Below are 13774 nucleotides of genomic sequence, written 5' to 3'. Positions count from 1 at the left end.
GCTTCTTCTGGTTTTCCTAAAGCTTCGACTGTTCCTTCGTCCATTGCACCGAAATGTGAGACGGGTCAACCTTCCAGCCAAGCTCTGCGGCCTTGGCGAGCTTCTGCTCCGCTTCCCGCTGCGCCGGCGTCAGCTGCTCCCCGGTCTGGGCGGGAACGGCTCTGCCGCCCGGGCCGCCGATGCGGATGTCCACGGGCGCAACAGACGCAATGGGCGCGACGGGCTTGACCGGGGCCATGCCGGATCCTCCGGCTTCACCCGCGAGGGCGCTGCCGTACTCATCCGGCTCCGCAGCCGGAAATGCCGCGTCGTCCAGCGTCAGCTCGACGCTCGCTACCGTAGCGGTGCCCTGCCCGTCCACCGCCGTCTTCACCCGGATATCCCGGATGGGATAAGGCGTTTCCTTCTGCAGCGTCTGCCTCATCTCGGCGGTGAGCTTCTCTTCCAGCAGGCGGACCGCTTGTTCCCGGCTGCCCGCCTGAAGCCGGTCCGCCTGCTCCATGACCGCCTGCAGCGATGCCGGCTGGCCGGGCGGTCCGGCCCCTGAGGGCGTCTGACGTCCGCCGGCCGTGCCGCCGCCCCCAGGCTGCTGCCCCTGCTGTGCCTCGGCGAGAAGCCTTGCCGGGTCCCAGCTTTTACGGGTCAACTGCAGCACGGGCGAAAGAAGCGTCAGCAGGATGAACAGGCTCATCGCCGTCCGGACATACCGCTGCATCTTGTTCGTCGGGAGCATCAGCTCGGTAAACGTGGCGAGCAGAATCAGGGCGACGACCGTCTTGAGCCAACCGCCTAGCCAATCCACGGGGCAAGCCTCCTTCTTAGGCGAGCAAGCCCCCATCCGGCAGCTCCAGGTTGTATGAGCTTGTTCGCCTATGCTTGTATATATTCGTTTGTATTGCGGGATATACCAACTTTTTTAACGAGAGCTTGCGGGTCATGCCAACCTAACGCACCATCACGGCGATATTCCCGGCCGTTATCATAATCGTAAGAGCAAGGAAGAACATGAGGCCAACGGCCGACAAGGCGGCGAACACATACACCATGCTTTTGCCGATCGTGGACAGGCAGGCGATGATGGGGCTGTCGCCCAAAGGCTGCATGACCGCCGCACAAATATGATAGATCAGGGCCAACACCAAAATTTTGATCGCCGGGAACGCGCACAGCAGAATAACGATGACGACCCCGGTCAGACCGACCGCATTTTTCACAAGCAGGGAGGCTCCCAGCACCGTCTCCGTCGCGTCCGAGAACAGCCTGCCCACGATCGGGATAAAATTGCCCGCAATATATTTGGCGGTCCGCAGCGTCACGCCGTCGGTTACGGCCCCCATGCTCCCCTGCACGGAAATGACGCCCAGAAATACCGTCACGAACACGCCGAGCGTGCCTATGGCGATTTTCTGGAGAAGCTTCGCCAGTTGGGTCACTTTATACTTGTCCGTCATGGAGCTGACGATGTGGAGAACGGCCGAGAAGAACAGCAGCGGGAACACGAACACATAGATCACCGTACCGATGGTATGAATCATGAACACGATCAGGGGATGCAAAATCGCCACCGACGTGATCCCCCCCGATGAAGCGAGCAGAGACAGCAGAAGGGGCATGAGGGCGATCATAAACTGGATCATGGACGAGATCGCGCCGTTGGCGTATTCGATGGCCACCTGAAAGCTGTTTACGGCTATGATCAGCAGCACGAGATAAGACACGACGAAGGCAACCTTGCTGACATTGTTCCGTTCAAACGAGCTCTGCAGCGTCTCCAGCAGCATGCTGAACACCGTCAAGATCACAATGGACACGAGAAGCTTCCCATTGACCACAATCTCGTGAAACAGGTATTTCAGTGCCCCTTTCCACAGGTTGGAGAAATCGAACGTTTTGGCGCCGGTGATCAGATCGGAGAAGCTCGGAGGCCGGTTTTCGGGAAAATAGCCACCGTATTCTTTCATCAGCTTGTCCCAGAATTTCTCGACAGACTCCGTATCGAGCTGGGTCGTCTGCTCTTTTACAAGTGTATCGATCGGGTTGGCGGGATTTTGATTTTGCGCCCCTGTGTGGCTGAGGAAGCCCAGAAATAGTGCGACGAATAAGACGAGGGTTGTCCACGTCCGGTGCGACAGCTGCTGCGCCAATGCTCTCCACTCCCTATCCGGTCCGCTCCGGCACACGCTTGTCCGGTTGTTCAGGTGGCCGGGAACAGTTTAATCACGGTTTCGATAATGACGGTGATGATCGGAATAGCCATGACCATAATGAGAATTTTGCCGGAAAGTTCGATTTTCGAAGCGATCGATTCCTGCCCCGCATCCCTTACGATCTGTGCCCCGAATTCCGCTATATACGCGATGCCGATGATTTTAAGGATCGTTTTCAAAAACACCATATTGACGCCGGACTGCTGCGCCAGATTATGGAGCACTTCGATGACCGAGGCGATTTTGCCGATCAGAAAAAGAAAAATAAGGATGCCCGTAAACGCCGCCAGCAGGAAAGCGAACATCGGCTTCTGTTCCTTGATAATGAGGATGAGGACGGTGGCGACCAGGCCGAGTCCGACGATTTGAATAATCTCCACGTCATCCCCCCTACTGGAACAAAAAGATGGTTTTGATTTCCTGGAACAAATTATCGAGCAGCCTCACCACCATAAACAGCACGACGACGAAACCGATGACGGTTACCCAATGGGCCATGTCTTCTTTCCCCATCTGCTTCAGCACCGTATGGATCATGGCGATAATAATCCCGATCCCGGCGATCTGAAAAATGGCGTTTACATCTACGTTCATGCTCGGCACCCCACTTTAATACATCAAAATAACGATCAGTGCTCCCACCAGGACGCCCAGGCTCTTCCACATCGCTTCGTAGCGCTTCTGCTCTTCCGCAGCCGTCGTCTCTTCGGCCTGGAGCTGGAGAACCGACAGGCGCAAATGCTTGGCCTGATCGGTACGGTCGCTGGCCCCGAGCGTCTGCCCGAGCCGGAGGACGACCTGCAGCTCGGCCGGTTTCATCGCGGAGTTCCGCCAGCCTTGCTGCACAGCGTCGCGCCAAATGGCGCTCAGCGTGTCGTCTTGCGGCTCCGACAGGCGGTCCGCCACCTCGCGGAACACGCCCGCCAAAGGCGCCCGCGTCTGCTCGCTCAGCGTTGCGATGGCATCGGGCAGCGGCGTCGAGCCGTAGACGATTTCCGTTTCCAGCCGCTGGAGCGCCTGAATGACTTCCCGGATCTGCTGCGGCCGTCTCCGGTACCTCCTCGCTTTGGCGAATCCGAAGCCCGCTCCGGCTCCAAGCACGAGCGCGGCTCCCGCAAGTTTGACCCACATCGCCTCATCCCCTTCCTCAGGTTGAAAATAAAGCATCCCAGCCGTTCGCCTTCTCCACGGCCGGAGCACGGTAAGCGGCGAAGACGGCAAGCTGGCGGCCGTCCCCGTCCAGCACTTGCACGAGGCGCCCGCCCGCTTCCGAGCGGCCGAGAATCACGTAGCGGCCGAAAACGCCGCTTTCGAGCAGGTCCCGCAGGACCGGTCTGCGCTTTACATCGCCCAAGTCCCGGCCATGGGCCGTGGCGATGACCCGGATGCCGGCATGAAGAGCCTCGCGGATGGCCTCGGCGTCTTCATGGCGCCCGATCTCGTCCACGATCAGCACCTCCGGGGACATCGAGCGGATCATCATCATCATGCCCTCCGCTTTCGGGCAGGCGTCCAGCACATCGGTGCGCGGCCCGAGGTCGAACCGCGGCACCCCCCGCTCGGAAGCGGCGATTTCGGAGCGCTCGTCGACGATGCCGACTTTCCAGCCGCTGCTCCTCCGCGGATTGTCCTGCACGGCCGGCCTGCGGGCAGGCTGCGGGCTTCCGGCATCCAGACCGGCACCGGACGGCGAGCTCCCGGTGCTGCCCGTTCCGCCCGGCAAGGCTGCTTCGCTCCCGTGGTTGCCGCAGGAGCCGCCACGGGGTCCGCCGGCCGCCGGAAGCGGCGTTTCGCCGCTGCTGATCATCCGCGCCAGATCACGGATCAGCGTCGTTTTTCCCAGCTGGGGAGGGGAAATCAGAAGCGTATGGTGAACCGTTCCCGCTTCCGGGTCAAGAAGATGAGGCAGAACCGGTTTACCGGCTCCGGCCAGCTCCCTCGCGATCCGGATGTTAAACGAGCTGACATCGCGGATATGTTTGACGCTTCCCCCTTCGAGGACGACCCGTCCCGCCAGCCCTACCCGGTGACCGCCCGGAATCGTGATATAGCCGCGCTTCAGTTCCTCCTCGAAGGAATAGAAGGAGTGACGGGTTAACTGTTCGAGCAGACTTTTACACTCTTCACGGGTGGGCCTGTACGCCCTCGAGGCTTCGGCGTCCGGCAGACCTTCCCGCGTAACGAACGCGCAGCGCCGGTCAAATACGATCTCGAGGGGCCGGTCCTGACGGATCCGGATTTCTTCCAGCCCCGTACGCAGGCGCTCCGGCAGCGATTCCAGTATCCCGCGTATGGAAGCGGGCAGATGGGCGAATACGGACGCAAGCACAGCCTCACCTCCGGAATGTCTTGTCCTTAGTCTTTATATGTATGTCCCGGTGCAGTGAATATGTCGGTTTACTTTTTGAGAATGCCGATAAAAATGCAGCTTACGCCGGCCACGACCCAGAGCATTTTGCCGAATGAAAGTTTCTCCGCAATGCCGACCAGTCCGATGGTGGTCGTTGCCAGAAGAATCAGTGGTCCCGCCATAGCTAAACCCGTATTGACCAGGAGCGCTTTCTCAATCTGGTTAAAACGGATCATCAGCAGCGCCGCAATAATTTCCAGCGAACCCGACAGCAGGCGCAAAGACGCCATACTGAGCACGATTTTGTTAATCACAGCCGTCACCTCTCCTTTTTTTGCAGCTATTCGTTTCACCATATGCGGGCCTGTCTGATTTTAGGCATACGCGGCACCTACCCGGAAGCGCCCGCATAAGATGACTACGAAATTTACTCCACCGGAAAGTACTGAGGTGAGAACGTTATGGAAGAGTCTTCTTGCAAAAAGTGGCATCCGACTCTCGCCGATCCGACAGGGTGCCGTCAGAGCAAACCCCGGGCACTCGGGAAAACGATGGTGATGGATAAAGGCCTCGGCCTGAACGCTTACGACGATTTACTGCAGGCCGCAGGAGAACATGTAGACTATATAAAGCTGGGCTTCGGCACTTCCCCGCTCTATCCGCGAGAGCTGCTCCGGTGCAAGATCGAACGGGCGAAGGCCTTGGGGATCGACGTTTATCCCGGAGGCACATTTCTGGAGGTGGCGGTTCAAGAAGGACTTATTTCGTCTTATTTCGACACCGTCGCGGCTTTGGGTTTCACCTGCGTCGAAATATCGGACGGAACGATTGAGTTGGACCGCAGTCTCCGCAGCGAGCTGATCGTCCGGGGCATCGAGGCCGGGCTTAAGGTCGTCACGGAGTACGGCAAAAAATGCTGGGGATCTTCGGTAGATATGGATGCATTGGTCGCTACGGTAACCGGCGATGTGGAAATGGGCGCGGAACTCGTTACGATCGAAGCGCGGGAATCGGGGATGGGCGTCGGCATCTTCGATGGGAACGGCGCCTGTAAAGACGAAGAGCTGAACGGTGTGCTCCGCTCGGTCCCCAGCCCGGATATACTCCTCTGGGAGGCTCCGCTCAAAAACCAGCAGATTCATCTGCTGGAGCTGCTGGGTCCGGACGTTCACCTGGGCAATGTCGCTCCGTCCGATGTGATCGCCCTGGAGGCGCTGCGCCGCGGCCTGCGTTCCGATACGTTTCATTTCGGAGAAAGACTCAGAAAAAGCGGCAGGGAAGAAGGCGCCGAAGTCCATGCGGATTGACGTCATCCCGGCCCTGAGTGAAGTGCGAAGCGAGCTGCTGACCGGGCGGACCGTGATCGTCATCGATGTACTGAGGGCGACAACCACAATCGTAACCGCACTGGAAAGCGGCAGCTCCGGCGTCCTTGCCGCCGAGTCCGTCCAGCAGGCTGTCATGCTGCGCGGGAAGCGGGATGTGCTCGGCGGGGAACGCCGCTGCCGGCGTATTCCCGGCTTCGACCTCGGCAACTCGCCGCTGGAGTACACGCCGGAAGCCGTAGGCGGCCGCCGGGTCGTGCTGACCACGACCAACGGCACACGGGCGCTGCAGAAAGCGGCGCCGGCGGACAAAATCGTGGCCGCCGCTCTGCTGAACGGCGAGGCGTGCGCCAGGGCCGCTGCCGCGTGGAAGCGCGACATCGCGGTTCTCTGCGCGGGAACGGCCGGCGCGTTCTGCTTCGAGGACGGCCTCTGCGCCGGACTCATCGTCTCCGCGCTGCAGCGGATCTGCGGGAGCGCCGCCGACGTCTGCGATCTCGGCCGCAGCCTTGCGGGCTGCTACGAGCGGCATGCGGACGATCCCGCCGCGCCGCTGGCGGCCTGCGATAGCGGGCGCAGGCTGGCCTCCATCGGCTGCGAAGCGGACACGGCCTTCGCCGCCCGCGTGAATGTCTCGGAGGTCGTACCTGTGCTGAAAGACAACGTCCTCGTCCCCTGTGTGCCGGCCAGGGAGCATCTTACCCGCTGAGCAGCAGCGCACCGGCAGGTGCCCGGCAGCCAGTCGGCTGATTGTAGACTGGCTGCCCGCTCGTTTATGAGCTGTCGCAGCCATCTGGCTGCCTGCTGTCGCTTATTTTCAGCCATCTGACTGCTTGCTGCCGCTTATTTTAAGCCGTATGCCAGCCACTGGCTGCCATTCGTTACCGGCCGGCTGTTGATTGTGGGCCATCTGCGTTGCTGATTGTCCATCGGCTGCATGCTCGTTTTCTGCTTCTTGCGGTCATCGACTGACAGGCCCCGCCCTCCGCTTGTTGTTCGCCGCCCGTATTGGAAAGTTGAAATCCTGCACGCCTGCAAAGAGCTCCTTCGTTCTAAAACCTGTCCCCTCTCATACAATAAAGGGAGACTGGTACAAGGGGTTTTCTCATGAACGGAGATCTGCTTCTCGTTATTCTGATCATTGTCGGCCTGATCGGACGCTCCCCCATCATTACAACGGCGGCTTGTGTCCTGCTCGTCGTCAAACTGATCAGCCTGGACCGCTATCTGCCCGCCATCGAACGAAGAGGGCTGGAACTCGGACTGCTGTTTCTGACGATGGGCGTGCTCGTCCCTTTCGCGAGCGAACGGATTTCGTATAAAGATATCTTGACGGTATTTACGACCTGGCCCGGCATTCTCGCGCTGTCCGGCGGCGCCATCGCCACCTACATGAACGGCAAGGGGCTCGATTTATTGAAAATCGATCCGCAACTGATCGTCGGGCTCGTGATCGGCTCTATTTTCGGCATCATTTTTATGCGTGGCATACCCGTCGGGCCCTTGATGGCGGCAGGCATTACAGCCGTTCTGCTGAAAATATTCACGTTCGTCGCCGACCGCATTTCCTGAGTTCCGACGTCCGGATTTTGCAGCCTGTAAATAAAAAAGCGCCGAACTGTCCGAGGACAGTTCAGCGCCTTGCCGGCCTCTAGAGGCCGGTTTTATTTGGGTTATTTTCATGCTGCAGCTTAAAAGGTTGCGGACGGACGACTAGCCTGAACGGAACGGCGAATTAACGTCTGTCCTGCGGGCCGCCCACGATTACCTGCTCCTGGGCGTCTAGCCCGTAAGCCGTGTGGAGAGCTTGCACGGCTTCCGCCAGCAGCTTGCCTTCGATCACGCAGGAAATTTTGATTTCCGACGTGGACACCATGTTGATGCTGACGCCGATTTTCGAGAGCTCGTCGAACATTTTCGCCGCCACTCCAGGTGTGCTGACCATGCCTGCGCCGACGATCGAGATTTTAACGAGATCGCCTTCGGAAGTCACTTCGCGGAAACCGATCTCACCACGGATGCCTTCGATGGTCTGAAGCGCCTTGTCCCGGTCGGAAAGCGAGACGGAGAAGGAGAAATCGGCCAGGCCGTTTAACACGCCGCTTTGTACGATAATATCCACGTCAATCTGTTCAGCCGCCAGGGATGTAAAAACTTTGGCCAGCTGGCCCGGTTTGTCCGGTACGCCCAGAATGCTGATTCTTGCGATATTTTTATCGTAGGCGATGCCTCTTACGACGATTCCTTGTTCCATCTCCGCTTCCTCCTTGACGTACGTGCCTTCGTTTTGAGTGAAACTCGAACGAACGACAAGCGCCACATTGTAATTTTTGGCATATTCCACTGCACGGGGGTGCAGGACCGCGGCTCCCAGATTGGCAAGCTCCAGCATCTCGTCATACGAGATTTCTTTCAATTTTCGCGCATTTTTGACAACACGGGGGTCTGTTGTGTAGATCCCGTCTACGTCTGTGTAAATTTCGCATAGATCGGCTTGAATCGCCGCGGCCATCGCCACAGCGGTCGTATCGGATCCGCCGCGTCCGAGCGTCGTGATCTCGCCGTCTTCGGTCATGCCCTGGAAGCCAGCCACGATCACGACGTTGTCTTTCTCAAGCGCCGTGTGAAGACGGTGCGGCTGAATGTCGGTGATGCGGGCTTTGCCGTGCAGGTCTTCCGTGATCATGCCGCTCTGCCAGCCGGTGTAGGAAACGGCGGGTTCGCCCAGATTTTGGATCGCCATCGATAAAAGAGCGACCGAAACCTGCTCTCCCGTAGTCAGCAGCATATCCATTTCTCTTGCCGGCGGTGCGCCGTCATATAACTGTTTGGACAGATCGATGAGATCGTCCGTCGTGTCGCCCATCGCGGAAACGACCACGACACAGCGGTGTCCTTCTCTTTTGCGGTCCACGATCCGCTTGGCCACGCGTTTCATCCGTTCGGCATCGCCAACGGAGCTGCCGCCGAATTTCATCACAATTAAAGACAACCCTGTTCACTCCCTATGCTTGCAAATGAATAATTGTAGATCATTATAGCATAAACGTTCGGAATTGTGGGAGCAGAAAACAACACTTCCCGACATTTCCCCTTATCCCTAGAAGATATGGAGGAAATCCCGTTTTAATTGTCCGTAAAAAAAGAAAGCATGCCTGCTCCGTTGTCCGGAAGCAGACACGCTTTCCTTGACGATCGACCCGATAGATTAACCCAGTACCACCCGGTCGTCGACGAATTTCTCGCCGCGGATTTTCTCGAATTCCCGGAGCAGTTTCTCCACGGTCAGATCCTGTTTCGAAGCCGCCGGAATGTCGAGGATGATCCGGCCTTTGTCCATCATGATCAGCCGGTTGCCGAGCCGGATGGCCTGCTCCATGTTGTGCGTCACCATCAACGTCGTGAGCTTGGACTCCTCTACGATCTGCTTCGTCAGCCGGGTAATGAGCTCCGCACGCGACGGATCGAGAGCTGCCGTATGCTCATCCAGCAGAAGAATATTCGGCTGCGTAAAGGTCGCCATCAGCAGGCTGAGCGCCTGGCGCTCCCCTCCGGAGAGAAGACCGGCCTTGGCGTTCAGCCGGTTCTCCAGGCCGATGCCGAGCCGCTCCAGATGTTCCTTGAACGCGAGTTTCCTCTGCTTGGTCACACCGAGACCGAAGCCTCTTTTGCCCGCACGGGCATGCGCCATAGCAAGGTTTTCCTGGATGGACATGGTCGGTGCCGTGCCCGCCATCGGGTCCTGGAAAACGCGGCCGATCCAGCGGCTCCGCTTGTGCTCGGAGAGCGACGTGATGTCTTTGCCCTCGATTCGGACGACGCCGTAATCGGGCTGCATGACGCCCGAAATGACGTTCATGAGGGTGGATTTTCCGGCTCCGTTGCTGCCGATGACCGTGACGAAATCGCCGGGAGCGAGATGCAGTTGAATGTCCGAAAGAGCAACTTTCTCATCCGGGGTCGCGGGATTGAATATTTTCGATACGCGATCAATGTGAAGCATGCTCCACACCTCCGCTCTTCTCCGCAAGTTCCGCTTTCCGTTTACGGATAACCGCCTTCTGTTTCAGAGAACTCTGGATTTTCGGCAGCGTTAACGCGATGATGACGATTAGTGCGGTCATCAGCTTCATGTCCGTCGATTCCAGACCGACCTGAAGCGCGATCGCCACGACGAACCGGTAGACGATTGCACCGAGCACAACGGCTAATGTGGCCCGGATAATCGTTTTAGACCCGAATAGCGCCTCCCCGATAATGACGGAAGCCAGGCCGACGACGATCATGCCTACGCCCATCTGCATATCCGCAAAACTGAGATATTGGGCGAACAGCGCGCCGGACAACGCCACCAGTCCGTTCGAGAGAGAAACTCCGAGGATAATGGTGTTACCGGTATTGACGCCGAAGCTCCGGATCATGCGTTTGTTGTCGCCCGTGGCCAGCAGCGCAAGTCCCAGCTCCGTGTGAAGAAACCAGTCCAGCGCCAGTTTGATGGCTACCACAAGGATCGGCATGATATACAGCAGCGATTCCTTGTTGATTAGAATCTCGCTTCCGAACAACGAAATCGTAGCCTTGCCCATAATTCTCAGATTGATCGAATACAGCGCGATCATCATAAGAATCCCCGAAAGAAGGGCGTTGATTTTGCCTTTTGTGTGCAGCAGACCGGTAATAAGCCCGGCGACCGCTCCTCCCGCGAATGCGGCCAATGTGGCGAGCAGAGGCGATATCCCGTGGGTAATCATTACCGCCGCGATGGAAGCCCCTGTCGTAAAGCTTCCGTCCACGGTCAAGTCCGGAAAATCCAGAATGCGGAAGGTAATGTAAACGCCGAGTGCCATAATCGCAAAAAGCAGCCCTTGTTCCAGCGATCCCTGCGCGACCGCTCCCCAATCGATAGTCATCATGTTCACTCCGTTTCGTGTTCAATCATAAGGCGGCTTCGAAATCCGAAGCCGCCCCCATTCTTTCTTATTCAAACAGGTTGGCCTTTTCTTTCACTTCCGCTTTCATTGCGTCCGTGACTTCAACGCCCATATTTTTAGCCGCTTTCATGTTGATGGCCAGATCGAGCTTTTTCGGATACCCGACCGGAATGTCCGAAGGCTTTTTGCCGTTTTTCAAAATTTCGACGGCTTGAAGACCTGTCGTATACCCCAAATCATAGTAGTTGGAGCCGTAGCCCGCAAAACCGCCGGCTTTAACGGAATCGTTCTCGCCTACGAATAGGGGCTTCTTGCCCTGCTCCGCGACCTGGATCACCGCGTTCAAGGCCGAAACGACCGTGTTGTCGAGCGGCACGTACAGCGCGTCGGCTTTGCCGATCAGAGACTCGGCTGCCTGTTTCACTTCCGAACTGTTGGAAGGCGATGCCTTCACGACTTTGATATTATGCTTGGCGAAAGCTTCCGTCGCCTGCTTCACCTGCACCTGGGAGTTCCGCTCCCCTTCGTTCGCAACGATTCCGATCGTCTTGACGTTAGGGAATTGCTTACCCACGAACTCCGTCAACTGGTCGACGGCTTTGGGATCCAGGTCCGAGGTGCCTGTCACGTTGCCGCCCGGCTTCTCGATGCTTTTCACGAGTTTGGCGTCGACGGGGTCCGTAACGGCCGTAAACAGAACGGGCGTGTTTTGGACCGTCTGCGCCGCAGCAAGTGCGGACGGGGTCGCAATGCCCAGCACGAGGTCTTTTTTGTCGGCTGCGAATTTCTGGGCGATCGAAGTGTTGTTGTTCATATCGTTCTGCGCATTCTGGTAATCGATCTCGGCCGTCTTCTTGTCTTCATAGCCGTTGTCCTTGAGGGCGGCGATAAAGCCTTGGCGGGCGGCGTCCAGAGACGGATGCTCGACGATCTGCATAATGCCGATTTTCACTTTTTTGCCTTCTGGAGCCGTGGAGCCCGTGCCGCCGGTTGTCTCCGGTCCCGCCTGTTTGCCGCAGCCCGCAGCGGTGACCAAAGAAGCCGCCAGTAAAAGCGTGACGAACGGTTTCATTTTCATTTTTGTTTTCCCCCTAAAATTAACCATCGGTTGAATTAATGTTTTACTGCATGAAAGCATAAAACCTGTAAAGCGTTATTGATATAATAACCCGCTGGCCTAAAGTCGTCAATGAAAACGTTTCATTCTTGAAACGATATTTTTTGCGCCCTTTTCCCGCGGTCCGCCGGAGCGCAAAAAGCCCCCGATTCCTTGGCGGGAATCGGGGGCTTGCCGTGCCAGTAAACTAGGCGCGGGAGATATATTTGCCTTCGCGCGTATCGATCAGAAGGACGTCGTTTTCGTTGATGAAAAGCGGCACCTGAACGTTCAGACCGGTTTCCACCTTCGCACTCTTCGTTGCGCCTTGAGCCGTGTTGCCTTTAACGCCCGGCTCGGTTTCAACCACTTTGAGCTCAACGCTGTTAGGCAGGTTGATCCCGAGGATTTCTCCCTGGTAGCTCATGATGTTGATGTTCATGTTTTCTTTGAGGAAGTTCAGCTCCCATTTCAGCTGCGCTTCTTCCAGGGAGATCTGGTCGTAAGTTTCCGTATCCATGAACGTGTATTCGGAACCGCTCGCGTAGAGGTACTGCATTTCGCGGTTTTCGATATGAGCGCGGCCCACGTTCTCGCCTGCGCGGAATGTTTTCTCCACGACGTTGCCGTTGCGCAGATTCTTCAGCTTGGAGCGTACGAACGCGGCGCCTTTACCCGGTTTCACGTGCTGGAAATCGATAACGGTGAATAAATCATTATCTACTACAATCGTCAAACCTGTTTTGAAATCGTTAACTGAAATCACGTCTCAAGTTCCCTCCTGGAAATAAATCAAATGGTGATAAACTCTTTCGTGGAATGCGTCAGCAGGCGGATGCCGCTTTGCTCGATGACGACGTCGTCCTCGATGCGGACGCCGCCGAAGCCCGGAATATAAATGCCCGGTTCCACCGTCACGACCATGCCGGGTTCGAGAACGCCGGCAAAGCCTTTGGCAAGCCGCGGCTGCTCGTGGACTTCCATCCCGAGGCCGTGTCCCGTACTATGGCCGAAGTTGTCCCCGTATCCGTAGCCGGCAATAATATCGCGGCAGAGCGCGTCGCCTTCGCTTCCCGTCATGCCGGGCTTCAAGTTGCCGACACAGTTCAGCTGGGCTTCGAGTACGATGCCGTAAATTTCCTTGTGCCTGTCCGAAGGCTGACCCAGCACGACGGTGCGGGTAATGTCGGAGCAGTAGCCTTTATACAAGGCGCCGAAATCCAGTTTGACGAATTCGTTGGGCTGAAGCACCCGGTCGCTCGCCACACCGTGAGGAAGAGCCGATCTTTCGCCGGAAGCGACGATCGTATCGAAAGAGGAGGATGTGCCTCCGTTCTCCCGGATGAAAATTTCCATCTCCAGCGCGATCTGCTTTTCGGTCACGCCCGTTCTCAATCTCGTAAGTATGTAAGAAAAAGTCCGGTCCGCCAGATCTGCGGCTTCCTGCATGATTTTGAGCTCGGACTCGTCTTTGACGATCCTGAGCTTCTCCACAATACCGCCGGTCGGGATCAATTCAACCCCTTGCAAATCGCCAGTATAGCCGGAATAAGCGGAATAAGTCAAGTCATTTTCTTCAAAGCCGAGCTGCTTGATCGACTCTTTGCCGAGAATATCCAGAATGGTCCGGCCGATTTTACCTTTATGGTCGATAACTTCGTAACCCGCCGCTTCTTTCGGAGCCTGCTCCATATACCGGAAATCCGTAATAAGGACGGCTCTGCCGCCCGTTACCAGCACGATGCCCGCGCTGCCCGTAAAGCCCGTCAGGTATCTGCGGTTAATGGCATTCGTAACGAGTACCGCAGGGATTCCCTGCTTGGTCAGCTGCCGGCGGAGACGTTCTAGACGCTTGTCCTGCATAA

General features: G+C 57.3%; 16 protein-coding genes. 3 read left to right on the top strand and 13 right to left on the bottom strand.

Annotation, left to right across the window (positions count from 1 at the left end):
- Positions 1-16 precede the first annotated feature (16 nt).
- From AC58P5_RS14950 to AC58P5_RS14920, 7 genes are all read right to left on the bottom strand, one after another.
- On the bottom strand, positions 17-802 hold the full coding sequence (locus AC58P5_RS14950; protein WP_497387773.1) for a stage III sporulation protein AF: 786 nt from the start codon (positions 800-802) through the stop codon (positions 17-19).
- A gap of 142 nt (positions 803-944) precedes the next feature.
- On the bottom strand, positions 945-2144 hold the full coding sequence (gene spoIIIAE, locus AC58P5_RS14945; protein ID WP_497387771.1) for a stage III sporulation protein AE: 1200 nt from the start codon (positions 2142-2144) through the stop codon (positions 945-947).
- A gap of 50 nt (positions 2145-2194) precedes the next feature.
- A complete protein-coding gene (gene spoIIIAD / locus AC58P5_RS14940) occupies positions 2195-2587 on the bottom strand; it encodes a stage III sporulation protein AD (RefSeq protein ID WP_326056325.1) in 393 nt (130 codons plus the stop codon).
- Between the two features lie 10 nt (positions 2588-2597).
- On the bottom strand, positions 2598-2801 hold the full coding sequence (spoIIIAC, locus tag AC58P5_RS14935) for a stage III sporulation protein AC (protein ID WP_009674926.1): 204 nt from the start codon (positions 2799-2801) through the stop codon (positions 2598-2600).
- A 15-nt stretch (positions 2802-2816) separates the two neighbouring features.
- Positions 2817-3338, bottom strand: a complete 522-nt coding sequence (spoIIIAB, locus tag AC58P5_RS14930; protein WP_497389086.1) for a stage III sporulation protein SpoIIIAB — start codon at positions 3336-3338, stop codon at positions 2817-2819.
- A gap of 16 nt (positions 3339-3354) precedes the next feature.
- Positions 3355-4536 carry a stage III sporulation protein AA gene (locus AC58P5_RS14925; protein ID WP_497387768.1) on the bottom strand — a complete coding sequence of 394 codons (1182 nt, stop codon included), beginning with the start codon at positions 4534-4536 and terminating at the stop codon, positions 3355-3357.
- A 68-nt stretch (positions 4537-4604) separates the two neighbouring features.
- On the bottom strand, positions 4605-4871 hold the full coding sequence (locus AC58P5_RS14920; protein WP_009674897.1) for a YqhV family protein: 267 nt from the start codon (positions 4869-4871) through the stop codon (positions 4605-4607).
- A 147-nt stretch (positions 4872-5018) separates the two neighbouring features.
- Between AC58P5_RS14920 and comA the strand changes: the two genes are divergently transcribed.
- The 3 genes from comA (at position 5019) to AC58P5_RS14905 (ending at position 7454) form a co-directional block, all read left to right on the top strand.
- Complete coding sequence (gene comA / locus AC58P5_RS14915; RefSeq protein ID WP_497387766.1) at positions 5019-5864, top strand: phosphosulfolactate synthase; 846 nt, start codon at positions 5019-5021, stop codon at positions 5862-5864.
- Positions 5854-6591 carry a 2-phosphosulfolactate phosphatase gene (locus tag AC58P5_RS14910; protein ID WP_497387764.1) on the top strand — a complete coding sequence of 246 codons (738 nt, stop codon included), beginning with the start codon at positions 5854-5856 and terminating at the stop codon, positions 6589-6591. Before comA ends, AC58P5_RS14910 begins: the two co-directional genes overlap by 11 nt.
- Positions 6592-6989: 398 nt before the next feature.
- Positions 6990-7454 carry a DUF441 domain-containing protein gene (locus AC58P5_RS14905; protein WP_009674889.1) on the top strand — a complete coding sequence of 155 codons (465 nt, stop codon included), beginning with the start codon at positions 6990-6992 and terminating at the stop codon, positions 7452-7454.
- A gap of 163 nt (positions 7455-7617) precedes the next feature.
- On the opposite strand, the gene AC58P5_RS14900 is transcribed toward AC58P5_RS14905, so the two are convergent.
- The 6 genes from AC58P5_RS14900 to AC58P5_RS14875 form a co-directional block, all read right to left on the bottom strand.
- Positions 7618-8874: an aspartate kinase gene (locus AC58P5_RS14900; RefSeq protein WP_497387761.1), complete on the bottom strand. Its 1257-nt coding sequence runs from the start codon at positions 8872-8874 to the stop codon at positions 7618-7620.
- Between the two features lie 216 nt (positions 8875-9090).
- Positions 9091-9885 carry an ABC transporter ATP-binding protein gene (locus tag AC58P5_RS14895; RefSeq protein WP_497387759.1) on the bottom strand — a complete coding sequence of 265 codons (795 nt, stop codon included), beginning with the start codon at positions 9883-9885 and terminating at the stop codon, positions 9091-9093.
- Positions 9872-10795 (bottom strand): ABC transporter permease, encoded by a 924-nt coding sequence (locus AC58P5_RS14890; RefSeq protein WP_497387757.1) that lies wholly within the window; start codon positions 10793-10795, stop codon positions 9872-9874. Before AC58P5_RS14890 ends, AC58P5_RS14895 begins: the two co-directional genes overlap by 14 nt.
- 64 nt (positions 10796-10859) lie before the next feature.
- A complete protein-coding gene (locus AC58P5_RS14885) occupies positions 10860-11891 on the bottom strand; it encodes an ABC transporter substrate-binding protein (protein WP_497387755.1) in 1032 nt (343 codons plus the stop codon).
- Between the two features lie 226 nt (positions 11892-12117).
- Positions 12118-12675, bottom strand: a complete 558-nt coding sequence (gene efp, locus AC58P5_RS14880) for an elongation factor P (RefSeq protein WP_009674902.1) — start codon at positions 12673-12675, stop codon at positions 12118-12120.
- A gap of 26 nt (positions 12676-12701) precedes the next feature.
- Complete coding sequence (locus tag AC58P5_RS14875; protein WP_497387753.1) at positions 12702-13772, bottom strand: M24 family metallopeptidase; 1071 nt, start codon at positions 13770-13772, stop codon at positions 12702-12704.
- Between the last annotated feature and the right edge of the window lie 2 nt (positions 13773-13774).

It is taken from the genome of Paenibacillus sp. JT31N7 (assembly GCF_059692095.1).
This window is presented reverse-complemented; position numbering and strand designations above follow the sequence as displayed.

What these genes read in the sequence shown, in the direction of transcription:
- spoIIIAC (WP_009674926.1), bottom strand. Translation starts at nt 2,801, where the DNA reads ATGAACGTAGATGTAAACGCCATTTTTCAGATCGCCGGGATCGGGATT.
- AC58P5_RS14905 (WP_009674889.1), top strand. Translation starts at nt 6,990, where the DNA reads ATGAACGGAGATCTGCTTCTCGTTATTCTGATCATTGTCGGCCTGATC.
- AC58P5_RS14875 (WP_497387753.1), bottom strand. Translation starts at nt 13,772, where the DNA reads ATGCAGGACAAGCGTCTAGAACGTCTCCGCCGGCAGCTGACCAAGCAG.
- AC58P5_RS14895 (WP_497387759.1), bottom strand. Translation starts at nt 9,885, where the DNA reads ATGCTTCACATTGATCGCGTATCGAAAATATTCAATCCCGCGACCCCG.
- AC58P5_RS14890 (WP_497387757.1), bottom strand. Translation starts at nt 10,795, where the DNA reads ATGATGACTATCGATTGGGGAGCGGTCGCGCAGGGATCGCTGGAACAA.
- AC58P5_RS14910 (WP_497387764.1), top strand. Translation starts at nt 5,854, where the DNA reads ATGCGGATTGACGTCATCCCGGCCCTGAGTGAAGTGCGAAGCGAGCTG.
- spoIIIAB (WP_497389086.1), bottom strand. Translation starts at nt 3,338, where the DNA reads ATGTGGGTCAAACTTGCGGGAGCCGCGCTCGTGCTTGGAGCCGGAGCG.
- comA (WP_497387766.1), top strand. Translation starts at nt 5,019, where the DNA reads ATGGAAGAGTCTTCTTGCAAAAAGTGGCATCCGACTCTCGCCGATCCG.
- AC58P5_RS14885 (WP_497387755.1), bottom strand. Translation starts at nt 11,891, where the DNA reads ATGAAAATGAAACCGTTCGTCACGCTTTTACTGGCGGCTTCTTTGGTC.